The 26,652-nt window shown below is 58.3% G+C and carries 25 protein-coding genes; 4 read left to right on the top strand and 21 right to left on the bottom strand.

Annotated elements, in window-relative coordinates:
* The first annotated feature begins 10 nt into the window (after positions 1-10).
* From kdpC to IEU99_RS00115, 3 genes are read left to right on the top strand one after another with little or no spacing between them, the layout of a single operon-like run.
* Positions 11-607, top strand: coding sequence for a potassium-transporting ATPase subunit KdpC (gene kdpC / locus IEU99_RS00125; protein ID WP_128889890.1), 597 nt, complete (start codon positions 11-13; stop codon positions 605-607).
* Positions 608-663: 56 nt separating this feature from the next.
* Complete coding sequence (locus tag IEU99_RS00120) at positions 664-3,291, top strand: DUF4118 domain-containing protein (protein ID WP_128889891.1); 2,628 nt, start codon at positions 664-666, stop codon at positions 3,289-3,291.
* Between the two features lie 22 nt (positions 3,292-3,313).
* Positions 3,314-4,036, top strand: a complete 723-nt coding sequence (locus tag IEU99_RS00115; protein WP_268234347.1) for a response regulator transcription factor — start codon at positions 3,314-3,316, stop codon at positions 4,034-4,036.
* A 76-nt stretch (positions 4,037-4,112) separates the two neighbouring features.
* Here the strand turns inward: IEU99_RS00115 and IEU99_RS00110 are convergent, their stop codons facing one another.
* Positions 4,113-5,360 carry an alpha/beta hydrolase gene (locus tag IEU99_RS00110; protein WP_128889892.1) on the bottom strand — a complete coding sequence of 416 codons (1,248 nt, stop codon included), beginning with the start codon at positions 5,358-5,360 and terminating at the stop codon, positions 4,113-4,115.
* Between the two features lie 110 nt (positions 5,361-5,470).
* Between IEU99_RS00110 and IEU99_RS00105 the strand changes: the two genes are divergently transcribed.
* Positions 5,471-6,256 (top strand): class I SAM-dependent methyltransferase, encoded by a 786-nt coding sequence (locus tag IEU99_RS00105; protein WP_164931161.1) that lies wholly within the window; start codon positions 5,471-5,473, stop codon positions 6,254-6,256.
* Here the strand turns inward: IEU99_RS00105 and der are convergent.
* The 20 genes from der to IEU99_RS00005 form a co-directional block, all read right to left on the bottom strand.
* Positions 6,253-7,767, bottom strand: a complete 1,515-nt coding sequence (gene der / locus IEU99_RS00100; protein ID WP_128889894.1) for a ribosome biogenesis GTPase Der — start codon at positions 7,765-7,767, stop codon at positions 6,253-6,255. The two genes, IEU99_RS00105 and der, sit on opposite strands and share 4 nt — an antisense overlap.
* Complete coding sequence (gene cmk, locus IEU99_RS00095) at positions 7,767-8,477, bottom strand: (d)CMP kinase (RefSeq protein ID WP_128889895.1); 711 nt, start codon at positions 8,475-8,477, stop codon at positions 7,767-7,769. Before cmk ends, der begins: the two co-directional genes overlap by 1 nt.
* A 3-nt stretch (positions 8,478-8,480) precedes the next feature.
* A complete protein-coding gene (locus IEU99_RS00090) occupies positions 8,481-9,380 on the bottom strand; it encodes a pseudouridine synthase (protein ID WP_371869455.1) in 900 nt (299 codons plus the stop codon).
* A gap of 58 nt (positions 9,381-9,438) precedes the next feature.
* A complete protein-coding gene (scpB, locus tag IEU99_RS00085; protein ID WP_128889896.1) occupies positions 9,439-9,978 on the bottom strand; it encodes an SMC-Scp complex subunit ScpB in 540 nt (179 codons plus the stop codon).
* Positions 9,979-10,047: 69 nt separating this feature from the next.
* Complete coding sequence (locus IEU99_RS00080; protein WP_128889897.1) at positions 10,048-11,625, bottom strand: cation:proton antiporter; 1,578 nt, start codon at positions 11,623-11,625, stop codon at positions 10,048-10,050.
* Positions 11,626-11,667: 42 nt separating this feature from the next.
* On the bottom strand, positions 11,668-12,342 hold the full coding sequence (gene bioD, locus IEU99_RS00075; protein ID WP_128889898.1) for a dethiobiotin synthase: 675 nt from the start codon (positions 12,340-12,342) through the stop codon (positions 11,668-11,670).
* Complete coding sequence (locus IEU99_RS00070) at positions 12,339-13,625, bottom strand: adenosylmethionine--8-amino-7-oxononanoate transaminase (protein WP_128889899.1); 1,287 nt, start codon at positions 13,623-13,625, stop codon at positions 12,339-12,341. Before IEU99_RS00070 ends, bioD begins: the two co-directional genes overlap by 4 nt.
* A 269-nt stretch (positions 13,626-13,894) precedes the next feature.
* A complete protein-coding gene (locus tag IEU99_RS00065) occupies positions 13,895-14,509 on the bottom strand; it encodes an AAA family ATPase (protein WP_128889900.1) in 615 nt (204 codons plus the stop codon).
* A 155-nt stretch (positions 14,510-14,664) separates the two neighbouring features.
* On the bottom strand, positions 14,665-15,462 hold the full coding sequence (locus IEU99_RS00060) for a segregation and condensation protein A (protein WP_128890831.1): 798 nt from the start codon (positions 15,460-15,462) through the stop codon (positions 14,665-14,667).
* 46 nt (positions 15,463-15,508) lie between these two features.
* Entirely contained in the window at positions 15,509-16,381 is an 873-nt protein-coding gene (locus IEU99_RS00055) for a ParA family protein (protein WP_128889901.1), read from the bottom strand.
* 250 nt (positions 16,382-16,631) lie between these two features.
* Positions 16,632-17,552: a site-specific tyrosine recombinase XerD gene (gene xerD / locus IEU99_RS00050; RefSeq protein WP_128889902.1), complete on the bottom strand. Its 921-nt coding sequence runs from the start codon at positions 17,550-17,552 to the stop codon at positions 16,632-16,634.
* Positions 17,553-17,559: 7 nt separating this feature from the next.
* Positions 17,560-18,210, bottom strand: coding sequence for an NUDIX domain-containing protein (locus tag IEU99_RS00045; RefSeq protein WP_188358264.1), 651 nt, complete (start codon positions 18,208-18,210; stop codon positions 17,560-17,562).
* Between the two features lie 92 nt (positions 18,211-18,302).
* Positions 18,303-19,328: a copper transporter gene (locus tag IEU99_RS00040; protein ID WP_128889903.1), complete on the bottom strand. Its 1,026-nt coding sequence runs from the start codon at positions 19,326-19,328 to the stop codon at positions 18,303-18,305.
* Positions 19,329-19,349: 21 nt separating this feature from the next.
* The gene (steA, locus tag IEU99_RS00035) at positions 19,350-20,543 is read right to left on the bottom strand and encodes a putative cytokinetic ring protein SteA (protein WP_128889904.1); all 1,194 of its coding nucleotides are present in this window, start codon (positions 20,541-20,543) and stop codon (positions 19,350-19,352) included.
* A 153-nt stretch (positions 20,544-20,696) separates the two neighbouring features.
* The gene (recN, locus tag IEU99_RS00030; protein WP_128889905.1) at positions 20,697-22,430 is read right to left on the bottom strand and encodes a DNA repair protein RecN; all 1,734 of its coding nucleotides are present in this window, start codon (positions 22,428-22,430) and stop codon (positions 20,697-20,699) included.
* A gap of 143 nt (positions 22,431-22,573) precedes the next feature.
* Positions 22,574-23,491 carry an NAD kinase gene (locus IEU99_RS00025; RefSeq protein WP_128889906.1) on the bottom strand — a complete coding sequence of 306 codons (918 nt, stop codon included), beginning with the start codon at positions 23,489-23,491 and terminating at the stop codon, positions 22,574-22,576.
* Positions 23,491-24,312 (bottom strand): TlyA family RNA methyltransferase, encoded by an 822-nt coding sequence (locus IEU99_RS00020; protein WP_128889907.1) that lies wholly within the window; start codon positions 24,310-24,312, stop codon positions 23,491-23,493. Before IEU99_RS00020 ends, IEU99_RS00025 begins: the two co-directional genes overlap by 1 nt.
* A gap of 18 nt (positions 24,313-24,330) precedes the next feature.
* Entirely contained in the window at positions 24,331-24,510 is a 180-nt protein-coding gene (locus tag IEU99_RS00015) for a hypothetical protein (RefSeq protein WP_128889908.1), read from the bottom strand.
* A gap of 12 nt (positions 24,511-24,522) precedes the next feature.
* On the bottom strand, positions 24,523-25,509 hold the full coding sequence (locus IEU99_RS00010) for an HAD-IIA family hydrolase (RefSeq protein ID WP_128889909.1): 987 nt from the start codon (positions 25,507-25,509) through the stop codon (positions 24,523-24,525).
* Complete coding sequence (locus IEU99_RS00005; RefSeq protein WP_229718320.1) at positions 25,506-26,492, bottom strand: tetratricopeptide repeat protein; 987 nt, start codon at positions 26,490-26,492, stop codon at positions 25,506-25,508. The genes IEU99_RS00010 and IEU99_RS00005 overlap by 4 nt, the downstream gene beginning before the upstream one ends.
* Positions 26,493-26,652 lie beyond the last annotated feature (160 nt).

Raw genomic sequence — 26,652 nt, 5'->3', positions numbered from 1 at the left:
GGTTCAAATCATGAAAACATCAACTCGATTACTCTCCACCACGGTGCGAGCATTCCTTCTGCTCACGGTGCTGCTGGGCGTTATCTATCCTTTGGTGATCTTCGGCGTAGGCCGCATCATGCCGGCCAAAGCAGACGGTTCCTACATCAAGGATTCCTCCGGACAAGTCGTGGGTAGTTCCCTAATCGCCCAGGCAGTCACCGAGCCCGGTTATTTCGTGCCACGGCCGTCTGCCGCCGGTGATGATGGATACGACGCCATGTCTTCCTCCGCCTCCAACCTCTCGCCCTTCGACCCGGAGTACCAGGCTCTGGTGGAGCAGCGCCGCGCGGAGATTGCTCAACGCGAAAACGTCTCCCCTGATAAGGTCCCGGTGGATGCGGTGACCGCGAGCGGTTCTGGTCTGGATCCACAGATCTCCCGTGCCTACGCCGAGCTGCAGATTCCCCGCGTTGCTCGCGAAAGCGGCCTCGACCGCGCCACGGTGGAGCAACTGGTCAACGACAATGAGCAGTCTGCTTTTAATGGATCTACCCACGGCACCCCGGTCAATGTGGTTACTCTCAATGTGGATATCGCCAATGCCAAGGCAGGCGCCCAGAACTAAGTGATCTCACGCCCGCTGCAGCTCAAGCGGGCAAAAGACAAGGAGATTCTTCCAGCATGACAAAGCGTGGCACGCTCAAGGTTTACCTCGGCTTCGCCCCCGGCGTAGGTAAAACCTGTGCCATGCTCAACGAAGCCCACGATCTGCAATCGCGTGGCAACAACGTGTTGGTGGGGTTGGTCGAAGACCATGGGCGCGAGCGCACCAAGTCGCTTGTCGACGGTCTACCTGTCCTGCCCCGCAAGGAATTTAGTTATCGCGGCGGCACCTACACCGACCTCGACGTCGAGGCCGCCATTGCCGCCAACCCCGATACCATCCTGGTGGACGAATTGGCCCACACCGTCGTGAGCGCCGAACCAGCGTTGGTGGCGGGCAATTCGGCCGCAGGCAACGCCGGGCGAAGCACCGGGGGCGAAGGTGACGCTGGCAGCGCGCCGGGCCTCAACCACGTGGCGGAGCCGGAAAAGAAGCGCTGGCACGACGTTTATACCCTCTTAGATGCGGGGATCAACGTCATTTCCACCATGAATATCCAGCACCTTGAGTCGCTCAACGACGTGGTCGCTGCCGTCACCGGCACCCGCCAGCGAGAAACCGTACCCGATCAAGTGCTGCGCGACGCCGATGAAATCGAGCTGGTAGACCTCACCCCCGATGCACTGCGCATCCGCCTGGCGCGAGGCGAGGTCTATCGCCAGCAGCAGGCCGAAACGGCGCTGAATAATTACTTCAAAGTTGGCAACCTCACCGCGCTTCGTGAACTGGCGCTGCTGTGGCTTGCAGACAAAGTTGAAGAAGTCCTCGAAACCTACCGCAAGACCAATAATGAACAAAAGCACTGGCCTACTCGCGAACGCGTCGTGGTTGCGGTACAAGGCGATGCCGGTGCCGAGGCGATTATCCGACGTGGCGCGAGAGTGACCGGGCGCGTAGCCGGGCGCGAAATGATTGTGGTGCACGTTGCCGGCGAAGACGATGCACTGGCCACCGACACTCCTAAGAGGCTGCGGCGCCTGCAAGAACTGACCGATTCCCTCGGAGGGCAGTGGCGCGTGGTGGTCGGCGACGATGTTGCCGAAACGTTGCTGGAATTCGCGCGGGCGGTCAATGCCTCGCAGTTAGTGATCGGCCTGGGTGGGCGTATTAGTCGTATCTTCGGCGGTGGCCTCAGCGGACGCATCATCGACGGGTCCGGCCCCATCGACGTGCACATCGTGTCCACCTTGGAGCGGGAGAAGCAAACAGAAAAGAAACGCTCCCGCAACACCGGCCGTTTTAGCGTGATGCGATTGGTCACGGGTTGGCTCATCGCGTTGCTTGGCCCTCCCCTGCTCACCGCCGCGGTGCTGCCACTAAACCTCGAGCCGGAATATCTGGGCGCGCTGTTGCTGGGCTATCTCACCGTGGTGGTGTTCGCTGCACTTGCCGGAGGCATGCTGCCGGCGCTAGCTGCGGTGGTGACCGGCTCCTTGCTGGCCAACTGGTTTTTTACCATCCCAACGCACACCTTTACCGTCACGGAACCCGAAAGCCTCACGCAGATCATTTTCTTCCTCATCATCGCCGCCGCGGTGGCCTGGGTGGTGGAGTTATCAGAGCGCCGGCGCGCCCAGGCAACGCAACGCCTAGGCCAGGCCATGGTGCTGTCCGACCTAGCACGAGGCGTGGTGCACGACGGTGACGATATTCCCCAACTACTCACACGCTTAAGCCAAACCTTCCGCCTGCGTCGCGTCGACCTGCAGCGTTATAGCAAGGAACGAAAGATGTGGGTGACGCTGGAAACCACCGATGAGCAAGGCATCAGCGCACCCTGGGCTGCCGATGGGAAGCCTACGCACGTCGGTGTAGGCGACGGCCTGCGGTTGTTGGTGGGTGGCGCTGAGCTCACCCCGCAGCAGTTCTCCATGATCGAAGCCCACGGCGCCAGGATCACGGCGATCATCGACCGCCAAGAAATCGACGCGATGCGCCGAGCAACCGCAGCTTTAGAGGCCGGCAACCGCGTGGGAACGGCGTTGCTGACTGCGGTATCGCATGATTTGCGCACTCCGCTTGCCGGGATCAAAGCGGCGGTATCTGGTCTGACCATGGATGATATTGAGCTCGATGAGGAGTCACGCCAGTTGCTCATTGAGACGATTGAAAGCTCTACCGACCGGTTGGAAACGGTCATTGGCAACTTGCTGGATATGAGCAGGTTGAATTCCAATACCGTCACCATCCGCAACCGTGCGGTAGATGTAGAAGAAGTGGTCGAAGCCGTATGCACCGAGCTGCCGGAGGCCGCCGGGCACATCAAGGTGGAGATACCAGAGGATCTGCCCCCGGTGCGCGGCGATGCAGGGCTGGTGCAGCGAATCTTGTCCAATATCGTGATCAATGCCCGCAAGTACGCGCCCGATTCCGAGTTATTAATCAAGGGCCAAGGTGTGGGTGAGACGGTGGAGATCTCGGTGATCGACCACGGCCCGGGCATCCCCGACGATAAGATCGACGAGATTTTCATGCCCTTCCAGCGCCTGGGCGACCAGAACGCAAACTCCGTGGGGCTTGGCCTTGGCTTGGCTGTGGCTCAGGGCTTTGCCGAAGCAATGGATGGAAGCGTGCGGGCAGAGCACACCCCGGGTGGCGGGGCTACCCTGGTGCTCACCCTGTCTGTGGCTGATGGAACTGAATAGGTTGATATAAGGAGAATCTTTCGTGAAAGGACACGAGAAACAAGGCCAGGCTCAGGAGGCCGAGCGGGTTCTGCTGGTTGAAGATGACGTTCCATTGGCAAACGCCGTCATGGTGAACTTCAAGGCCAGGGGCTATGAGATGAAAGTGGCCACCACCGCCAGCCAGGCGCTCAAGATCATCGGATCTTGGCAGCCCAGCGTCATTTTATTGGATCTAGGGCTGCCAGATCTCAGTGGTTTGGAAGTGCTGCGTTCTGTACGCAAGTGGAGCGAGCTTCCCATCATCGTCGTCTCTGCACGCCACGACGAACCCGGCAAGATCAACGCTTTGGACGAAGGCGCGGACGACTACATCACCAAACCATTCTCGGTTGGTGAACTGCTCGCCCGGGTGCGCGCGGTGCTGCGCCGCGCTCCGGCGGATAAGGAAGAAGAAAAGCCGGTAATCAGCACTTCCGACGAGCGTGTGGTGTTTAACCTTCAAAGTTCCACCGTGACTGTTGAAGGCCAACAGGTCCACCTCACGCCGCGGGAGTGGGGCATCGTGGAATACCTCTTGCGCCACCGAGGTCAATTGGTGCACAAGACGGATCTGCTCCAGGCTGTGTGGGGGCAGGCGTATTCCAAAGAGACGAATTACCTGCGGGTATATATGTCTCAGCTCCGGCAGAAATTAGAAAAAGACCCAGGCCATCCGCAGTACCTGATCACTGAGCTCGGCGTGGGCTACCGGATGGTGGTCTAGCCCTACACCTCTAACCTGCCTTGGGGGCGTGAGGAATTCGCCGCGTGGGACGTCGAAAGGCTATCTCCATCGCGGACTATTCCAGCTTTCCTTGCTTCGCTACCCAAGGCAGGCTCTGCTCGAAGGCGGTGCGCCAGGTGCCGAAATCGTGCCCACCTTTAATCGTGCGGAATTGACTCTTGATCCCTGCCGCCTCAGCGCGCTTGTGCAAGGCCTGCAGATCGTGCACGGCCTGATGGTCGCGATCACCCGCAATAAACACACCTGACAGGTGGCGATAACGGCCATCATGTTCATGCTTTTGCAAAAGATCGGCCGGATTATGGGCCTTGAACTTCGCCTCTGAGCCCTCAAAGAGCTTGGTCACTGTTTGTTCATGGGTACCGATGCTGGGCTCTAATTCACCAGAGAAATCAAGGAAATTGCCATAGGCTTGCGGGGCATTCGTGGCGATCTGCAATGCGCAGGTTCCGCCATAACTTAAACCGCCAATGGTCCAATGCTGTTGATCAGGATCCACCTTGAGCTTTTGTTGAAGCTGCTCAGGCACGTCTTGTGAGAGATAGGTGGCCACATTGCTCCCGGGGCTATCAGTACAGCCGGGGTTGGCGGTATAGCTTCCGGTGGCATCAACGCTAGCGATAATCGGAGCCACACCACCGTGGGCTTGTTGATATTGATCAGCCGCGCGATCGGCCATACCCGCACCGAACCAATCTTCTGGCCTGCCGGGATTACCCGCCATCATCACCAGCACCGGCAAGGCGGTATCGCTACGCCAATACGCGGGAGGAAGATACACCTGGGCTTTGCGCGCCTTAAATCCAGAGCGGGGTGAATCAAGCTGGAGACTCAGCAGCACCCCCTGATCCCTAGGCAGGGTCTTCTTATTCAACGCCGCCTGGAATTCCTCCCAGCTCATCCGCTCTGCGTGATCATGGGACACCACGCTCCCGACGGTGGGATAGAGCTGATAGACGTTATTGCCCACAAGCAATGTGCTCAGCACACTCAACAGCACAAGAAAGCTCAGCAGCACCCGTTTTTTCGCACACAACAGCGCTAGCAGCCCAAAGATGCACACACCTACACCGGCATAGATCTGCCAAGGGATGGCATCGGGAAATGGTCGCCACCATCCTTCGATGCCCCACCGCATCGCAAACATGATCGCTCCAACACCCATTGCGGCGATGAGCACAAAGCGCAGGCCTCGTCCTTGCAGCAGCCGCCACGTGCTCAGAAGGACGCAGGCACACAGCACTGCTGTTGCCGCCCACACCACCGCCGGGGTGGTCAGGCTGAATTCTTGGACAAGATGCATGAAAGTAGTGTTCAACAAATGCAATGGATTGCCAAGCGGATTCAGTAACTTCCCAGCATTTTCATCCCTGCTTCTCAATCCGGGTATCTGGATCGCTAGAATCAACCATCGTGACGCACCGCCCAATCCCTCCGAAATCCAGGCAGCATGCTCCGAAATTCCGCGATGCCTTGCACCGCGAACTTCAAGCCAAAGCCTTTAGCAGCGAGGTTGATGATTATCACCGGGTGCGCCCCCGGTACCCAGAGCAGGTGTTTTCCCTCATACCGCAGGCCACGCGGATCATCGACGTTGGATGTGGCACCGGGATCTTCAGCGAACAATTGGCTCAAGCCTTCCCCCACGCAAAGGTCATTGGCAGCGATCTCAGCAAAGAAATGCTCACCCAATTTCGCCACCACCACCAATTGCCTTGTATCCAGGCCAAGGCCGAGGCCTTAGGGCTTGTCGACGCCAGCGTCGACCTGATTAGCTGTGCCCAAACCTGGCACTGGCTCGACCCGGTAGCAGCCAGTAGCGAATTCGCCCGCGTGCTTCGCCCCGATGGTGTGGTGGTATTGCTGTGGAACACCCTCGACGTGGCCGTCCCCTGGGTGCACCGGCTTACCCGAATCACCCACGCCGGCGACACACTCGCCGAGGGCTTTGTGCCGAACATCGGCAAGGAGTTTGCCATCGAGCGCACGCTTCGCTGCCGCTTTAGCCAGACGCTGCCGGTTGCTGATCTGCACACCTTAATGCACACGCGCTCCTATTGGCTGCGGGCATCGCCAAACACCAGGGCAAAGATGACTTCGAACCTCGATTGGTATATCGACCACCTTGGCCTAGACCCAGAAGGAGAAGTCACCCTGCCCTATCGCCACGATGCCTTTGTGCTGAGGCGGCGTGCTTAGCGCTTGGAGCGACGTTCGCGCACACGCACGGCGATTTTCACCGGCGAGCCTTCGAATCCGAACTGCTCGCGGAATTTGCGCTCCAAGTAGCGACGATAACCCGCATCAAGGAAGCCGGTGGTAAACAGCACAATCACCGGAGGGCGAGTAGATGCCTGCGTAGCAAAGAGCACGCGGGGGACGCGACCACCCTTCATTGGCGGTGGGTTCTGGGCAATGGTCGCGCGCAACCAGGTATTGAGCTGGCCGGTGGTGACGCGCTTGTCCCAGCTTTCGAGCGCCTCGATCATAAACGGTTCGATCTTTTGCAGCGCACGGCCGGTTTTCGCGGAGATATTCACCCGCTTGACCCAGGGAATATGCGCCAATTGCAGATCGAGTTCGCGATCGAGCTCCCAGCGGCGATCCTCATCCATGAGGTCCCACTTATTAAACACCAGCACTAAGGCTTTGCCGGCTTCCAAAATCATGGCCAGCACGCGCTGATCCTGCTCGGATACCGGCTCGGAGGCATCGATCATGAAGATGCAGATTTCGGCCGATTCGATGGCGCCGCGGGTACGCAGGGATGCGTAGTACTCGTGGCCTTGTGCCTGCTTGACCTTCTTGCGAAGCCCGGCAGTATCAACAAAGCGCCAAAGCTGCTGGTCAAGCTGCACCAAGGAGTCCACCGGGTCGACGGTGGTGCCTGCGACATTGTCCACCACGGAACGATCTTCGCCGGAGATCTTGTTCAGCAGCGAGGACTTGCCCACGTTGGGCTTGCCCACGAGTGCCACGCGGCGTGGGCCTTCCACAATGGAGCTAGACCTTGGCTTTTCCGGGAAGGATGCGAGCACTTGGTCAAGCACGTCGGCGCCGCCGCGGCCGTGTTGCGCAGAAACGGGCCAGGGATCGCCAAGGCCGAGGGCATAAAACTCCGCCATATCGGCGTATTGGTTATCGGAGTCGAACTTATTGGCCACTAGGATCACCGGGACCGTTGCGCGCTGAAGCATCTTGGCCATCACGGCATCAGTTTCGGTGATACCCACCTTGGTGTCTACCACCATGATGATCACATCGGCTGTTTCCATGGCCATCTCGGCTTGGCGCGCGATGGCTGCGTGAATGCCTTTCACATTCGGGTCCCAGCCGCCGGTATCTTGCACCCAAAAACGCTTGCCGCCCCAATCCGCAAGGTAGGAGATGCGGTCGCGAGTCACGCCGGGAAAATCTTCCACCACAGCTTCTCGACGTCCAATGAAGCGGTTGACCAGCGTGGATTTGCCAACGTTGGGGCGCCCAACAATTGCCACGGTGCACAGATCCTCACGGAGGTGAGGTTCGGTGTCGATGCCGAGGGCTGCCTCTAGGGCCGACCAGTCTTCTTCGTCGTAGTCTTCACCGAAGTCTGCATCGGCGAAGTCCTCTTCGTTGATCTCCTGGAAAAACTCCGTCTCATTGTCGAAGTTGAATTCCTGGGAGTCTTCGTGTGCTGCTTCGTTGAAGTTTTGGGGTTCGTCGCTCATTAGCTCGCCCTTTCTGCAGAGGCAATCACCAAGTCGGTGATGCGATCGATCACTTGATCGAGGGTCATATCTGAAGTGTCCACTAGCGTTGCATCATCGGCGGGGCGCAGTGGTGAGGTTGCCCTGGTGGAGTCGGCGGTATCGCGGCGTTGCACATCTGCAAGTACAGCCTGGTAATCGCTTTCGCGGCCAGCGGCAATGTCTTGTTCATGGCGACGCTGCGCACGCACTTCAGCAGACGCGGTGAGGAAAACCTTCAGCGGGGCATCTGCCAACACGTGGGTGCCGATATCCCTTCCATCGAGCACGCAACGGCCCGCTTTGAGCGCTAGGCCACGTTGGAGGGCCACGAGGTTGTGGCGGACTTCCGGGATCGCCGAAACCGCAGACACGTGGGCTGTAACCTCCGGGCCGCGGATCTCTGCGGAAACGTCCCTGCCGGCAAGCAGCACTTCTTTGGACTTCGGATCGTCATTGACTTCAAGTGGCAATGAGCTGGTAGCGCGGATGACTGCGTCGGTGTCTTCGGGGCTGATGCCCTGCTGGAGCACATGCAGGGTGGCAACGCGGTACATGGCGCCGGTGTCGAGGTACTGAGCGCCAAAGCGTTCAGCAACCGCGCGGCAGACCGTGGATTTTCCGGCTCCTGATGGACCATCGACTGCCACGATGAGCCCGGAGGGGCAATTGTTGAGATCTTGGTACTGCATGTTTTACATCCCCACCACTTTGTACAGGCTGCTCAGCTCGGAGCGGTTCAAGGCACGGATACCGCCGGGTTTCATGTCGCCGAGTTGGACGGTGTGCAATTTGGTGCGAACGAGGCGCTCGACTGGGAAACCTGCCTCTTTGAGCATGCGACGCACGATGTGCTTGCGACCTTCGTGGAGTTCCACACGCACCAGCGAACGACCCTCGTACACATCGATGATCTGCACAAAATCTGCTTTCGCGGGGCCGTCGTCAAGCTCGATGCCCTCACGCAAACGGCGAATGAGTGCACGATCAGCTTCACCCTGCACGGTAGCCAGATAGGTCTTGGCCACCTCATACTTCGGGTGGGTCAAACGGTTAGCCAATTCACCATCGTTGGTTAAAAGCAGCAAACCTTCGGTATCGGCATCGAGTCGACCGACGTGGAAGAGACGCTGGCCAGCGGCGATTTTCTCGCTCACGATATCGCCGACACAGGGACGACCCATCTCGTCACTCATGGTCGATTGCACGCCACGGGGCTTATTCAGCACGAAGTACTCCATGTCTTCGTTGACGTTGATGCGAACCCCATCCACGCGAATCACATCGGTATTCGGATCCACGCGAACACCCTGCTTACGAATCACACGGCCATTGACTTCCACGCGGCCTGCGTCGATCAGGATCTCGGAGTGGCGCCTAGAGGCCACACCGGCCTGCGCGAGCACTTTTTGCAAACGAATAGGCTCACCAGCTTTGGCTTGATCCAAATCTGGGGCCTTATGTTGATGACGAGCCGGTTTCGCGTTGGAGATGATCATCTCCGAGGCGCGCTGCTTCTGCGGCTGCTTCGGCGCGGGCTTGTTCTTGCCCCTGCCTTTGTCCGGTGTGCCATCACGGCGAGCGGTTGGTGTCACGGATACTTCCTATCTGTGAGAGGTATGAAAATGTTAAAGAAGATCTAGCCTAGCCTATCTAGAACTCTTCGTCGATGCTATCAACATCAGGCAGCAGCGGCGCCAGATCCGGCAGCGCATCCAGGGACTCAATGCCCATCAATTCCAGGAATAACTCGGTGGTTTCGTAGCGATGGGCCTGCGAACCCTCCCCCGCCTCAATCTCGCGGATCAGGCCGCGAAGCACCAGCGTGCGCACCACGCCATCAACATTGACGCCGCGCACCGCGGCTACTTGCGCACGGGTAGCCGGTTGGCGATACGCAATTACCGCCAGGGTTTCTAAGGCAGCGCGAGAAAGCTTTGATTGGGTGCCATCGTGCAAGAAGCGCTCTACAACTTCCGCGTTATCGATGTGGGTATAAAGCCTCCACCCACCATCAATATTTTTCAAACTCATCCCGGAACCGCGTTGGAGTAATTCCTGCTGGAATTCCCGACAGATCGCGCGCACCTCGTCTTCGGATGCCTGAGTAACGCGAGCAAGCACATCCTCTTGCACCGGCTCATCGGCTACCAACAAGACCGACTCAATCGCGCTGCGTAATTGGCTGATCATCCCAGGTTCGTTCTGAGCTGGTTGTGTGGTGCACACTCGGCTTTTCTTCTTCCTATTCCGGCAGGGTCGTTACTTAGCAAGGCGCTTTTCGGTGGCGACGATTTGGCTGTCTACGTCGTAGAGCACCTCATCTAAAATAACCGGATCAACGTCGCGTTCTCTTCGTGCCCGCAATAGCTCAGCCTGAGAGGCATAGAGCGCCTCGAGGCGAACACGGTTCATCTGCTCGGCCCTTTGAGCAACGCGCTTCTTTCGGTCTTGTGCTGCACCATGATCGGATTCATCCACATCGACGTGGATATCCTCTTCGAAACGGCGGCGCAGTGCCTCTAATTGCTCCGCGGGAATATCGTGGATATATCGCTCAAGCACCTCGCCTGCTGCAAAACGCGCTCGGGCCTCCAGGCGTGCGCGGGCTTGGTCGCCAAAAGCATCCGGCCCTTGCTCAAGGTTGAGCGTCTTCATCAGCCATGGCAGCAACAAGCCTGGAATCACCATGGTGACGACCAGCACCACCAAGGCAATAATCGGCAATTCGGAGTACAGCCCGAACCCTGACGTGGGTGGGATCGAAAGCACCAGCGCCAAGGTGACCAAACCGCGCATACCACCCCAGGTCAGCAGCAAGACCTCCTGCAACCTCAGCGGCGCGCCAGTTCTTCGCCCTTTTCTCCGGTTGTGCAAATACATCATGTACAGCCAGATCGCTCTGACCACGATGGCCACGAAGGAGAGCACCAATCCGATCCAGACCGCATGCCAGATCTGTCCGCCTACCTCATCCATGGCGGTACGCACAGAGACACCGATCAAACCGAAGGCCACGCCGGTAAATAGCAACTCGACTACTTCCCAGAAGGCACTGCCGGATAGACGGTCTTCGGCGCCGGCGCCGTTTCGGGAATTGAACTCGATGGCAGCGACCACGATGGCGATAACGCCGCTGGAGTTCAATTCTTCGGCGATGATGAAGGTGGCAAAGGGGATCACCCAGGTAAATGCGTTGCCTGCCACGGCGGAATCCAGGCGGTTGTTCAGCCATGCCGCGCCTCGGCCGAGGAGGAATCCGATGAGGATTGCAGAAAGGGCCGCGTAGAAGAACGCGATAATGGCAGCCCACCAGGCGATTTCCTCGCCTTTGAGTAAGACGCTCAGCGCGAGGTTAAACACCACGATCGAGGCGGCATCGTTGAAAAGCCCCTCAGTTTGTAAGGTGCTGGTAAGCCTTCGTGGTACACCGGCGGGTTCTGCTACTGCGTCGACTGCTACGGGGTCTGGTGGGGAGATTGCAGCACCGATGACGACCGCGCCGGCAAAAGAAAGCGTCGGCACCAATAGGTATGCGCTTAAGCCAACGGCGAATGCTGTGATGATAACCAGCAGAACAGAGAGCTGGACGACGATCCTCCAATTACGGCGAATCGAGGCCCAACTCGTTCTGCGTGCCAAGGCCCACAACAAAGGCGGGATGAAGATTGGCAGCATCAATTCCGCAGGGATTTGATTCTCGGGGATATTTGGCAGCAGCATGGCTGCACCCGCGAGCACTGCAAGCAGCGGGGGCCAGGGAAGCCCTGTACGGTCACCGATCGCCACCATGGTGACTGTGGCAAATAGGAGCGCTACCAGACCGATGAGTACTTCCATATGTGCCAAAGACCTCCCTGCGACGTTGCAATCGCTTCCATCTTACTGAGGTGACAACAAATTTGGCCGAAGGTGTTCCGTGGCCATGCTTGCAAAAGCCTCCCTGGAAAGCGCCCCACTATTATCCGGCAACACACCCCACAGCGGTACCTGGCAGATCTTGGGCATTTCTTCGAGATTCAGCCTGGTGGCAAGGTTGGGTTCTGCGTCAATGGCGCCACCGATCAAGGCTTTGACCTCAATGCCTCGATACCTGGCGGCCTCCACGGTCAATTCGGCTAGGTTTAATGAACCCAACCCCATGCTGCTCACAATGACCAAAGGCGCGCTTAATGCCTGGACGAGATCGGCGAAGCTTTCCTGCTCATTGATCCGCACCAGCAAACCGCCGGCGCCTTCAACAAGCAAGAGCCGGTCCGGGCGATCAAGGCGGGTGATTTCCTGGGCTAGCTCCCCCACGCCTGCTGGCTCGATGCCCGCGCGGCGAGCGGAAAGGTTCGGTGCCAATGGTTCCGGGTAGCGCCGCAAGCACGTCCCCTGGATTCCTGTGAGGCGCTCGATGGTATCGACATCGCCTTTACCTTCCGGTTCACCTGTTTGCACCGGCTTGATCGGAATAACCTCATAGCCTTGTTGTTGGGCTGCAAGCGCTAAGGCTGCGGTGGCGATGGTTTTGCCCACATCGGTATTGGTTCCACTGATGCATAGGATGCTCATGCTTGCTCCTCAGATTGCACGACCGCCTTGATGGCGTCGCAGATGCGCCTGATCTCGGATGCTTGGCAAATATATGGCGGCATGGTGTAGACAAGCTTGCCGAAAGGCCGAAGCCACACGCCCTGCTCCATCACCGCTTGAGTGGCCTTTTGCATATCAACTGGCTGGCGCATCTCTACCACGCCGATGGCGCCAAGCACTCGCACATCGGCTACCGATGGATGCTCCTTTAAAGGCGCGAGTTCTTCTTGCAGAATCTGCTCAATGCCTGCGACCTGCTCGAGCACCGCGGGGTCACTCGCCAGATCCACTGCGGCACACGCAACCGCGCACGCTAAGGGATTGCCCATAAACGTCGGGCCGTGCAATAACGCTCCCCCGCCTTCGGGACTGCTGATTGCAGTTGCGATGCGCTCTGTAGTCATTGTTGCTGCAAGGGACATGAATCCACCGGTGAGCGCTTTGCCGAGGCACAGAATATCGGGGGTCACCCCTGCAGCTTGGGTGGCAAACAGTGCCCCGGTGCGTCCGAATCCGGTGGCGATTTCGTCGGCAAGCAAGACCAAACCATAGCGGTCGCACAATGCGCGCAGTCCCCGCACAATCGCGGGATCGTGGAAGCGCATGCCTCCTGCACCCTGGACTATGGGTTCGATGGCGATGCCCGCGATGCTGTCGTCGATCAGCGCTTCTACCTGTTCAAGGTAGGCGTCGATGGTGGCTTGAGAGGCGCCGCGTGTTGGAGGGTGTGGTGCGAAGACATTGCTCATCACCCTCGAAGTCCACATCGAGTGCATGCCACCATCGGGGTCGCACAGACTCATTGTGGCAAAGGTATCTCCGTGGTAGCCCCTGCGCCAGGTGAGCATTCGATCGCGCTCTGGGTGGCCAATACCGCGCTGGTATTGATAGGCCATCTTCAAGCCAACTTCCACGGCAACCGAGCCGGAATCGCTGAAAAAGACCTTGTCAAGGCCATCATCGCTGAGGTCTACGAGCTTTTTTGCAAGCTCCACGGCCGGGCGGTGGGTCAGGCCACCGAACATGACGTGGCTCATCTGCTCGATTTGCTTCGTGGCGGCGGCTTGGAGTTTGGGGTGCGAGTGCCCATGCGCTGCGGCCCACCAAGAACTCATGCCATCGATGAGGGCAGTTCCATCTGTGGTGTAGAGATACGCCCCTTGTGCGCGATCAATCACCACTGGGGCAATTGCTGCGGGCATTGGCCCATAAGGGTGCCACACGTGGTCACGGTCATATGTTGCGATGGCTTCAGCGTGCACGAACCTGTCTCGCTTTTCTCTAGTTCTTGCCACATCGATGACAGCGCAGCCTTCGCCAGATAGCACCGAGCCGGAGGTGACAGTGCTTGGGTGAAAAACTGCCGCTGCAATGTTGATTCCGATGGTACTTGAACGTTGTTCAGTTTCTTGACATCGGGGTGATCCAACTCAGCAGATGCAGCGAAACTGCCACAGATCTACTCAAAAGCGCGATGCCGATCAACGCGCCTTCGCAGCGACCCACGGAGCGAGGATCCTGCATTCGGGCGCTACCACGAAGGCGGCAAGGTCACGGTTTTGATGTAGCGCCAAAAGGCCTCCGGCTCGGAGGCGCCGATTCCGTCTGGGAGGCTTCCAAAGAAATCCACACCGGTGCTATTGGATACTTCCATCAACTTCAAACGAGTGCGCAGATCTGCATTGCTTGGCAATTTGCCTCCAACAACACCCACCACGTCTGCGCCGCACATTCGCGCAAAGCGCACAGCCTGGACCGCCAGAGACACAGCACCTTCGGCCATGCCGGAAACCACCACGAGCGGGGCGCCAAGTTCTGCTGCGATATCGGCGATGGTTTTGTTCGCAAGCAAGGGGATGCTGAGGGCACCCGAGCCTTCTACCACCACCGTCTTGCCCTCTGCTACAAGCTCGCGGACTCGCTGCAGCGGGTTGGGATCATCAGACAGATCCAGGCCACGGATACCCGTGAGGCGTTCAATGGTGCCGATATCACCAGCATGGGGATCTTTGAGGCTTCCTTGCAGCCGAGCCACTTTCACGGGCACGACATCGCGGCCGCGAGCTTTGAGCACAGCCACGATGGCTGCCGCTGCCGTGGTTTTACCAACACCGGTGGAAAGACCCGACACAACGATGACGCCCACCGCCTGCCCCTTTCCTCAACCTAGATCCAGTGCATGAATCTTGATACGCAATAACTGCTAACGCCAAACATTGTATAAGGCGCCTTCACAGACCGTGCATCGCTACGTCCTTTTCCGTCCAACACCTACCGCACCGGCATGGCAGCAGGGTCGCGCTACTGCCAATTGGCTGCAGCAACAACGGCCGGATCCACATCCAAACCCGTCCATGCCACTTTGAGTTCTTCGAGTGAGGCTTCTTGTTCCACATCGATCGCTTGGGCCTTGTAGAGCTCAAGTAAGGCGAGGAATCGCCCAACAATTTGCATGCTCATCGTGCACTCACGGTTGAGCACATCGAAGCTTGTCCACGTGCCAGGCCCTAGCAACTTTAAGGTTGCAAGCAGCACGCCGGCCTGTTCCGGCACGCTGACCTGTTGCTGGTGTACGTGATCGGTGGCTACCTGCTCTGGCGGTTTTGGCCTAAATACACTCGCAGCAAGTTGAGCAAAAGACTCAGGCGTATGCCCGATGCTCACTGGGGCTAAGGCATCGACAAAGGCTTCCTCCAGACCCACTGCACGTGGATACTGCCTCCGGGCGTGTTGCTGCCACTGCCTGAACATTTCTGCCACTTCCCGGTAGGCCTTGTATTGCAGCAGGCGCGCAAAGAGAAGATCTCGGGATTCTAAAAGCTCAAGATCTTCAAGGCTATCGACTTCGCCGCGCGGCAGAAGTCGAGCTGCTTTTAAGTCCAGCAGCGTGGCGGCTACCACGAGGAATTCTGTGACCTCGTCAAGCTCTGCCATCGCGCCGAGCTCTCGGACATAGGCGACGAATTCATCGGTGACTTTGGCTAACGCCACGTCGGTGACGTCGAGCTTTTTTGCACTAATGAGCTGCAAGAGCAGATCGAATGGGCCTTCGAAGTTGTGAAGCACAATGCGAAAACCCGTGATCTCGGGCTGCTCCATGGGCTCATGAGGAGGGATAAGATCTGAGCCTTTTGCCATCAAAACGCTAGCCGTTCGTGCGTTCAATAACCTCGCGGGCAAGCTGGCGATATTGTTGCGCGCCTTGAGAATTCGGTGCCCACGTAATGATGGGCTCGCCGGCCACTGATGTTTCTGGGAAGCGCACCGTGCGGGTGATTACCGTGTCGAACACTCGATCTTCAAAGACTTCCACCACGCGGCTCATCACTTCGCGCGCGTGCGTGGTGCGCCGGTCAAACATGGTGACCAAGATGCCGATGATCTCAAGGTCGAAGTTGAGACGATCGCGGACCTTTTCCACGGTGTCGGTAAGCAGGGCTAGACCGCGCAGGGAGAAGTACTCACATTCCATCGGAATGATCACGCCCTGAGAACAGCTCAGCGCATTGACGGTGAGCAAGCCCAGCGAGGGTTGGCAGTCAAGGATGATGTAGTCATAGTCGCGCATCACCGGACGCAGTGCCCGGGCAAGGGTTTGTTCGCGCCCAACCTCGTTGACGAGCTGGATCTCTGCAGCAGATAGATCAATATTGGCCGGCACCAGATCCAAACCGGCGACGTTGGTGGGATGGATCGCCTGGTGGATCGAGGTGTGTCGATCGACTAAGAGGTTGTAGACGGTGATGTCGAGTTCATCGTGCGGCACTCCAAGTCCTGCAGAAAGCGCGCCTTGGGGGTCGAGGTCTACCAACAAGACCTTGCGGCCTGCTTCGGCCAGGCATGCACCAAGGTTGATGGTGGACGTGGTCTTTCCCACGCCGCCTTTTTGGTTGCACATGGACAAGATCTTGGCCGGACCGTGTTGCTGAAGCGGTTTCGGTTCAGGGAAGACACGCAAGGGACGACCGGTGAGCCCGATCTTGCCTTCCGGCTCGTTGAACAACCCGTCCTCAGCCATGTCAATCCAACTTCCTTGACTTTTCCGGTATTTCTTTGCCGATGTGGCGCTTAGCTCCGACCCAGAATACTGCAGCTTGCCGGAGGCCTAAAGCAGCGTGCTCGACAGAGAAATTACACCGCTGTTATCACATACAGTGTAGCGGAGAAGACTCCTTGACGACTACGTCAAGGCCTACCCCTTGCCACCAAGTACCGTCAGCCCGCGTCCATGACACTGCGACACGCAGAGTACTGCGCACGCACGCCACTTAGGCGCGCGGGTGCGTACTGGCCCAAACATTGCGAAGGTTTTCTGCGCTGATGTGGGTATAAATCTGCGTGGTGGTCACCGAGGCATGCCCGAGCAGTTCTTGCACCACACGCACATCTGCCCCACCCTCGATCAAGTGCGAGGCGTAGCTGTGCCGCAGCGTGTGCGGGGAGATCTCTTTTTCTAAACCGGCGCGCTGCGCAGCTTGTTTCAACACATGCCAGGCACTGGTGCGGCTGAGAGCATTGCCCCTTGAATTCAAAAAGAGTGCATGGCTTCGGCCCTTGGCAAGGCTCGGCCTGCCTCGCACAAGGTAGGCCTCGATTGCCGCTTGCGCCTGCCGCCCAACTGGCACGAGGCGTTGTTTATTGCCCTTACCAGTGATCACTAGCAGCCCATCTAAATTTGCTACTTGATCGACATGCAGCGCCAGCAGCTCAGAAATTCTCGCGCCGGTGCCGTAAAGCAGTTCGAGTAATGCTCGATCACGAAGATCCACCGCCGTGGCCGCCTCCGTGTCGGGGATGGACTCAATAAGCCGAGTGACTTCTTGCACGCTCAGCGTTTCCGGGAGGTGTTGCCCTGCGCCAGCCGGTTGCACCTTGGCCGCCACATTATGCTCAATTAGTCCCTCTACGAGGGCAAAGGCGTGCAATCCCCGCACAACAATCAGGGCGCGTGCTGCCGAGCTTTGTGCCAAGGGTGCGCGACCCGCCTCTGGATCACCCTGGCGTAAATACGCCACGTAGTGCTCCACCATTGGTTGATCAACCTGCTGCAGATCACTGATTTTCTGGGCTTCGAGCCAATCAATGTAGCGTGCAAGGTCTCGGCGGTAGTTACTCAGCGTATTGGCGCTCAAGCCTTTTTCTACTGCAAGGTGGCGCAACCACTTTTTCCCCAGTGCTTCCGGAGTCATGGCGATATTAAATCTGCTTCATATCCGGCTGAATGCCTGCTTCGATGCGCCTTTGGGCAAGGTTTGTGGGGCGCAATGCAAAATCGACCTCTGCTGGGCGGGTAGCACCCTGGTGAACGACCACCTGATGCGCCGCCAAAATGCCCGCAACTGCTGTTGCATTGACGATAGTGCCATCAAGCACCGCTGCTACTGCCTCGGATAGGTCAATCCAAGCGAAATCCATGTCCGCTTCTTCATCATGGGCTTCTGGGCGCTCAACCAGGGAAAGATCGCGTGCGAGGTAAATCCGGATGGTTTCTTCGGCAAAACCTGGGCTGCTCACGATGTCGCTGAGCACCTCCCACTGTTGCGCTGCCAAACCGGCTTCTTCCTGCAACTCCCTCTTGGCACAGGTCAGTGGGTCTTCTTGGGCAATATCCAGCAAGCCGGCGGGAAGCTCCCACAGCCTTTGGCCGAGCGAGTGACGGTATTGCTTCACCATTGCTACTTGCTGTTGCTCATTGAGCGCAAGGATTGCCACCGCGCCGAAGTGCTCGACAATTTCGCGCGCCGCCGTGGCTCCATCAGGCATGCGCACGGTATCCCTGCGAAGCGCCAAGATCGGCGACTCAAGCAACACTTCGCTTGCTAGAACTTCGAAATCGTGATGCGCCACCTGAGGCCAACTCCTACCCTATTGTGATTGATCATTTGCAAAAACCCGCAGCTTAGGCCCGATGAGCCTACCTGCGGGTTGTTGGTGTGTTGCTAGCTTGTCGACGCAGCTTCGCTTTGTTCTGCAGTGGAGCTTGGGCTGCTAGCGCTTGGTGCAGGCTCTGAGCCCTCACGCTTTTTCGCTCCTGCAGGCGAAGGCGATGCTGCCTCGGCGCTTTCTGCTGCGCCATAATCGCCGTGATCGCCGTCGAATTGCTCGCGCAGCGCCAAAACGGTGGCAATTTGCGCAAAGGATCGGTCCACGGAGTCCACCGTGGATACCTCATCCTTGAGGTCCTTGGAGCGCAATTGATCAAGTGTCGCCCCATCAGCGGCGGTGTAGATGCCACCGGCAACGACGAAAGGACCACCTTTGGCGCGCATGGCCTGGGCGAAATCCGACTCGGCGTTGGAGCGGTAGCCATTGTCTTTGTTGTCTGAGTTATCCAGCAGCAATACCACGCCTTGAGCAGGCAAGATTGTGCCGTCTTTGTACTCGATGTATTTGTCTTGCTTCAGCGCCTTCAAGATGATGGCGCGGTCGGCAGTAGTGGCCTTTTCCTTGCCATCGGCATCGAGATACAGGGCGGCAGCAAGAGCCTCACCGGCGTGCGTGCCGGCATCGAGTTTGTCCTCGGAAAGCTGAGCACCAGCCGGCAAGGAGTTCGTCACGATGCTTTTCAGGCCATCGGCGCCATTTTGATCAAAGAACGAGTCTGTTAATTCGATGGTGCCGGAATCAATAGCTCCTGCCTCGCCGAGGAGCGTTTTGAGATCCTCGTAGTCTTCATCGGAGCTACCTGGGGCACGCAGCACCAGGATGGGCTTATCTTCGAGCTGTCCTTGCACCGCGGCATCGCCGATGGCCTCGATGAAGGCGTCGGCGGTTTCGGCCTGGGCCTTTGCTACCTTTGCCTCGGCTTCGGCGTCGTTGCGCTGTGCGACCAGTCCCCCGGCTGCTTCGCCGCCATCACCGGCAAGGTTTGGTGCGAGCACGAGCGTACCTGCAGCTAAACCGAGAGCGGCACCAAGACCTAAGCCGGCGATGATCGCCGAAGTGCGTCCTTTATTTCTTGCCATAATCGCTTATTTCCTCAACGCTTAGCTGAACAGTCCTTGGAACCACAAGGCAATGTTATTCCAAGTATCGACAAAGTTTTCCATAAAGCTGCCATCGCCATAAGAACCGGCGATGAGCACGAAGACCGCAGCGGCAATCAACAGACCCAAGATCGCCCACATCCAGCCCAGACCTGCGCCGGAACGAATCGCGTAGAGGTCGATGATATTTGAGGCATCAATGAGCTTGCGATTGACCTTCAAGCGGGTCAGCATCGCCGAAGGGGTGGCTTCTTTGCGTTCGGCAAAGACTGCTTCCAAATCGAAGGGTGCGCCCACATTCACAATCAATTCGGCACCGTGGAATTCTGCAAGCAGCAGCGCCAGATCGGTTGCGGAATCCACCGCGGCCGGGAAGGTGGTAGCACCAATGCCAAGGTCTTGGATGCGCTCAAGGCCAACGGCGTGGCCATCTGGATCCGCGGGCAGCACCACACGAGCACCGCTGCGCAAGGCATCGGCACCAATGCCAGCAGGGTCACCGACGATGAAATCTGGTTCATAGCCCATTTCCACCAGGGTGTCCGCGCCGGCGTCGACGCCGATCAAGGCTGGTTCAAATTCGCGAATGAAGTTACGCAGCTCTTTGAGTTGTTCGCGGTGGTGCAAGCCGGGCGATACAACGAGGACCTTGCGGTCACGCAAAGCCGCCCCGCTTTCGGGCACGCCCAGGCCGTCGATAAGCAAAGGAGCCTCGGAGTGGATGAACTGGATGGTGTTGCCGAAATAGGCCTCCATGCGATCCACGAGGGATTGCTGCGCCTCGGAGAATTTCGCCTCTACCTCAAGTTGACGCAAGACCTCACCTCGCGCGATGAGCTTGTCGCCGTGATACAGCTCGCCATCTTCGGTCAGGCGACCCTTGCGGCCGCTTCGCAGCCCTTCCCACACCGAAGCGCCGACCGCCTCAACCAGGAGGATATCTGCATCGAGCAGCATCTGGGGGCCGTAGTTAGGAATCGCCCCGGTGGTAAACCGTGCGACGTTTACAACGGCTTTGGGCTCAGCCTGGATGAGCTCTTGGGCGAAGGTTCGAGTGATATCGGGTGCATCAATAACGGCAATATCGCCAGCAGACAGACGCTTGAAACCTTTGCTACCTGGCGAGCAATCGCGCAACACAGCGTGCAGGCCAGGCAGATCCTCGGAACGGGAGAACAGACTCATGCGGCTCATTGTGGTGCAAAAACACCCTATGTGCGTGGTGCCACGCGCGGGCAGCCCGGTGTTTTTTCAAGTTCTATTCCGCGAATACTTCGCAACAGCACGCCGCAGCCAGGTACTCACAACCCTGCGAGGTAAGCGCTGTAAGGCAAGCGCTGTAACGAACTAGCCCTCGGCTCGTAATTGCTGCACCTCTTGCTGCGCCCTGTGCAACAGCTCCTGCGCATGGGCTTTGCCGGTGGCAGTATCCTCCAAGCCGGCGAGCATGCGGGCGAGCTCCTCGGTGCGGGCTTCTCCGCGAAGCTCCGAAACACCAGAAGTAACCGTGGTATCACCGACGTCTTTAGCTACATGCAAATGCGTATCGGCATAGGCAGCCACCTGGGGCAAGTGCGTAACCACAATCACTTGATGGTGCGTTGCCAATTTGGCCAATCTTCGGCCAATTTCCACCGCAGCCTTGCCTCCCACACCGGCGTCCACCTCATCAAAGACCAAGGTGGTGCCAGAAGAACTGGTGCTCAAGATCACCTCTAACGCAAGCATGACACGGGAGAGTTCACCACCGGATGCTGAGCTTGCCAGGGGTTTTGGATCCAAAGCGCTATTGGGAGCGAGTCGAAACTCCACGCTTTCCAAGCCACCGATGCTTGGCTCCTCAGCATCGAGGACGGCTTCGAATACGGCCTTGGGCATGGCCAGGCCGTGGAGTTCTTCGCTTACTGCCCGGCCGAGCGCCTTGGCTGCTTTGCGCCGCAAGGTACTGAGCTTTTGGCCTTCACGCATCATCGCTGTGTGAGCTTGTTCTACAGCTTGCTGCAGCGCTTCGAGGGCTTCGGGTGATGCATCGAGCTTGCTAAGTTTTCGCTCTGCTTTTTGTTTCCACTGCAGCACACCGTCAATATCGGGTGCGTATTTGCGGGTGAGCTGCTTAATTTCTTGTTGGCGTTGTAAAAGCTGTTCTAATTGCTGGCTATCGCCAGGAAGTTCGCCTAGGAAACGCCCGAGTTCACCGGATACCTCTGCAAGCTCGGCGGCTACATCTTCGAGCCGCTGCGCAAGGCTTTGTAATAAGGGGTGCTCGCTCGCCTGAAGTGCATGCTGAGCTTGGCCTACCCCATCGGAGGCACTGCTTGATTCTTCGGCAAAATTTCCCAGTGCCTCTGGGCCGTCGATGGCGCCAAGGGCGGAGGTGGCGGCCTCTTGCAGCGCATCGAGATCCTGCAGGGTTTGAATATCTTGGATCAGCGTCAAGTCTTCGCCAGGTTCTGGATTGACTGACTCAATCTCGTTGATGGCGAATTGGAGGCGATCTACCTCTAGCGCCATGTCTCGGCTGGAACGAACTCGCTGCTCATAGTCGCGAGCCAGTTCACGCCAGGCTCGGTAGGCCCCTAGATAACGCTGATATACCGGCGCGATCTGCGGATCAAAGCGATCGAGCGCCTCGCGCTGGCGATCCGGGTTGAGCAAGCGAAGCTGATCGTTTTGGCCGTGAATACGTAATAGTGAATCGCTTAACGCCGCCAACGCCGCGGCAGGAGCAGATCTACCACCCAAATATGCTTTGGATCGCCCCTGGGCGTGGATGGAACGCATGGCGATGATCTCGCCTTGTTCATCGGTGTGTCCGCCTGCTTGATGCAGCACTTCCAGGGCTTGTTCGCGCTCTTGTTCTCCAAGCGAATCGAGGAGGAATCGGCCTTCTGCAATGGCTTTATCTGCGCCACTGCGCACCCTTGAGGCATCGGCTCGTCCGCCACAAAGCAAACGCAAACCGGTGACCACCATGGTTTTTCCGGCACCGGTTTCTCCTGTGAGCACGCTCAACCCTTCGCGCAGCTCAAGCGTGGACGATGGGATGACGCCGAGGTTTTCGATGGTCAGATCCGCAAGCATAGGCAAAATGCTACCGCAGGGCCGGCAAGAAGTCACAGAACGGGTGTTCGAGCTGCTAGGCCTCTGTTTGCTACCTCATGCATGCACCAACCCGCAGCAGGCCATGGGGCAAGCAAGGGGTGCCGTATGGCCACCGCCTTGGGCTATTTAGGTCCGCGCCAGCCTTCGACAGGTAGGCGCAGCTTGGTGACGAGCCTGTCGGTAAACGGCAGGTTGTCTAGGCGCACCCAGCGCACAGGGGTAGCACCTTTTTCGATTTCGACGCGAGAGCCTGCAGGCATAGCTATTCGACGGAACCCATCCATCACCGCCACCGCGGGGAAAGCATCTGGTTGGGATTCGATGGCCACCTTGGAGTGCGGGCTGACCACCAGAGGTTTGGTAAAGAGCGCATGGGCATTATTTGGCACCACCAAAATGGCATCGAGTGCTGGCCATAGCACCGGGCCTCCGGCGGAAAACGCATAGGCCGTCGAGCCCGTGGGCGTTGAGACGATGATGCCATCGCAGCCAAAAGAGCTCACCGGGCGTGCGTCAATTTCCAAGGTGGCATCCAGCACACCTTGGCGCACTTGGTTTTCCACGCTGACCTCGTTTAAAGCCCAGCCGCGGCCAAGTTCATTGCCATCGGCGTCGCGGATGAGCACATCGATGGTCATGCGATCTTCAACGCGGTAATCACCGTGGGTTACCCTGCGCACTGCCTCGTCGAGGGCATCTTGTTCCCACTCGGCAAGGAAGCCAACGTGGCCGAGATTAATACCCAACACCGGCAAATCGGCATCGTGGGCCAAATCGGCGGCGCGAAGGAAGGTGCCATCACCGCCAAGTGCCATGACCAGCTCAACGTCTTTGGTAGCATCCTTGCCTTTGAGCACACGCTTGCACTGCGAAAGCACGGGGTGCTGTGCCACCGTCGTATCGTCTTCGGCGACAAGAACGCGGACGTGGATGCCGGCGTCGGCAAGCAACTCGGCAACTAACCCTGCGGTACTCACATTCGAGGGACGTCCTGTGTGCAGCACCAACAGCACGGAGCGGGGTTGGCCACATGATGCCATCAGGCTGGTCCTTCCTCTACGGCCTGTTGCACGAGCGTATCGATGCGTTGATCATCGAGCGCATTGGTGCCTTGATCTTTGTTCAACCACAAGAAGTATTCCACGTTTCCGGAAGGCCCGGGCAGAGGCGAGGCGACCACACCTTTTAAACTCAAGCCCAAGGTTTGCGCAAAGCGCGCCACATCGGACACAACCTCGGCCCTTAACGCGGGATCGCGAACAACGCCCCCGGAGCCTAAACGCTGCTTACCTACCTCAAATTGTGGCTTGACCATCGGCAGAAGATCCGCGCCATCAGCCATGCACGCCACGATCGCGGGGAGCACTAGGCGAAGGGAAATGAAGGACAAATCGCCCACCATCACCTGGGCTGGTTGGCCGAGCATCTCTGGAGTGAGGTGGCGGATATTGGTTCGATCCAGCACCTCAACCCGAGGGTCGTTTTGTAGACGCCAAATCAATTGGCCATAGCCGACGTCTACTGCCCACACCTTCGAGGCGCCTTCGCGCAAGGCCACATCGCTAAAACCGCCCGTAGAGGCGCCCGCATCGAGGACTCGTTTGGATTCCAGGCTCAGCCCCATGGGAGAAAAAGCAGCAAGCGCACCAAGCAATTTGTGGGCACCCCTGGAGGCATAGTTATCTACCTCGGCGCCTTCTACCCGAATGGACACATCTGGTTCCACCTGGGTTGCTGGCTTTTGCGCTTGGATGCCTTGGACAAAGACGCGGCCTTCGCGGATGAGCTGGCAGGCTTGTTCCCTGGATCGAGCAATTTTGCGCCGAACAAGTTCAGCATCGAGTCTTCTTCTAGCTGCCATGAGTTGAACCTTTCCGCGCTAGTGCAAGGCCTGCTGCAGCACGTCATGTGCCTTTGCCAGCAGTGCTGCTTCGGCTTCGGCATCCTCAACAGGTTGCGCCAACAGCGCCTCTACCTCATCGCGTACTCGCTGAGGATCCTGCTTCGATGCCAAGGTGTTGGGTGTCGCAGGCGATTGGGGGTGCTGTTGTGCGTTCATGCTGCCCTACACCTATGACCACTGTTCGATGGATCGAGATGCCTGCTTGGAGGCTGCACGAACCTCGCCTTCAAAGCCTTCGGGTTGCTGCCAAGCAATCGAAAGGACGGTGCGAAGCGCCTGCACCGCGGTGGCGTCGTCATCGCCGCCTGCCAGCACGATTGCCTCACCTTCGCGGTAGGCCTCGAAGCCGCCTTGCTTACCGGGTTGGAGTTCGGCTTGTTCTTGATCCAAGGCCGCCAGCGTTTCTGCCACCATGGTTGGCCTCTGGCTTTGATCCGCGCGGATCAGCGCCCAGTGCCGGGATACACCGGTGAGCAGGTGCAGGGTGGGCATCTCAGCGGCCACTGCCCCAGCAATGTCGGTATCGAGGCGATCGCCCACAGCTAGCGGTTTGGCGCTGCCAACTCTTTGCACAGCGCTATGGAACATAGCCGGCTGGGGTTTGCCGGCAGCCTTTGGATGCACACCGGTGGCGCTGACAACCGCTGCCACCATGGAGCCATTGCCTACGCACAACCCGCGCTCGGAGGGCAAGGTGGTATCGAGGTTGGAGGCGAAGTAGTGGGCACCTGCGGCAATGGACAGCGCAGCCTCTGAGAGTTCAGCCCAGCCGGTCGCCGGGTTGTGGCCGTGGAGTACTGCCTTCGGTTGATCGTCGGCGCTGGCAACAACCTCAAAGCCGCCCGCTTTTGCCAGAGCCTTGAAAGAGTCGCTGCCTAATACCAGCACCGCAGCTCCTTCAGGCAGGTGCTCTTGGGCCATCTCGATGGCGGCTTGGGCAGAAGTCAGCACCTGATCGGTGTTGGTGGGAATGCCCATTTCGCTTAATAAGCTTGCTACAACCTCTGGGCCGCGAGAGGCGTTATTGGTGATATACACCAGGGATGCCTCAGATGCATTCAATGCATCCACGGCATCTGGAAGCGCCTGGCCACCCTCCCAGACGGTGCCGTCGAGGTCGAGCAGGAGCGCATCGAAGTCTTCACGCAGACTCATGCTTGGCCCTCTGGTTCACCTGCGCCGTTCTCGCCCTGGTGGAGCGCCTCAATGCGTTCCCCAGCGTCGAGCACTTCATCCACGTCCTGCTCTGCTGCGGCTTTAAACCACTCCAAGGCTTCTTCGTTTTCGCCATTGGCCAGCAGCACATCGGCATAGGCATAGGAGAGTCGAGCAGCGCTCAAACCACTTGCCTGCTTGGAAGGCTGCAGGCGTTGGAGCGTGACAAGGGCGGATTCAGGCTGTTCAAGATCGAGTCGCGCGTTTGCTGCCACGATGCCAAGCTCAATGCGAGTTTCTGCATCCAGTGTTTGCGCGTCGACTTCCTTGGCAATCTCGATGGCTTTTTCTGGCCTTCCAAGACCACGTTCCGCATCGGCCATCACGGCTACCAAGCCGGGGCCTGCACTCATACGGCGGGCAGCACGAAGCTCAGACAGGGCCTCTTTCCACTCCCCTGCGTGATAGGCGGCAATGCCAAGCGTCTCACGCACGACGGCCACGCGGCCGGCGCGATCTTTTGCGGCACGAGCATGTTTGAGTGCCAATTCTGGATCATCTTGCATCAAGGTGGCGGCCATGATCATGTGTTGTGCTACAACATGCGCGTTGTCTTTAGAAAGCACCTTCAGGTCTTGCAAGACCATGGGGTCGAGATCGCGAACGTCGATATCGCCTGGAAGGTGCGGTTCGTTCATCCGCTTGTTCAGGCGCTCTTCGCGGAAACCCGAACGTTGAGGGCCGAAGGACTTCCTATCGCTACCGCCGCGCTGGGCATGTTGGCGCTTTGGCCTATCCCCATCTTGAGCTTTTCGACGTCCCCCGCGTTGTCCACCTCGGCGATCCTCTTGATCCCGACGGCGCTCACCACGGTATTTGTCTTCGCGATGAGACTGTTCAAAACGTCGCTTCGAGCCTCCTGCGCGGGAATTGCGTCCGCGCGAAGGGCGATCGTGATGGTTGCCGCGGTCTTCGGATGCCATGGTTTCCTCGTTCGTTTTTCGATATCAGAAATGCAAAAGGAGCGTGGTGTAGGTATCAGGTTCTCACCTTCTATCTCTACACCACGCTCCATCGTTGCACTGTGAAGTTGTTGGTCGGCGGTGTCTTACTCTCCCACACCCTCCCGGGTGCAGTACCATC

This window comes from Corynebacterium pelargi (assembly GCF_014635485.1).
GTDB lineage: Bacteria > Actinomycetota > Actinomycetes > Mycobacteriales > Mycobacteriaceae > Corynebacterium > Corynebacterium pelargi.
Note: the sequence above shows the minus strand (reverse complement) of the source record. Positions and strands in the feature narration are given on the sequence as shown.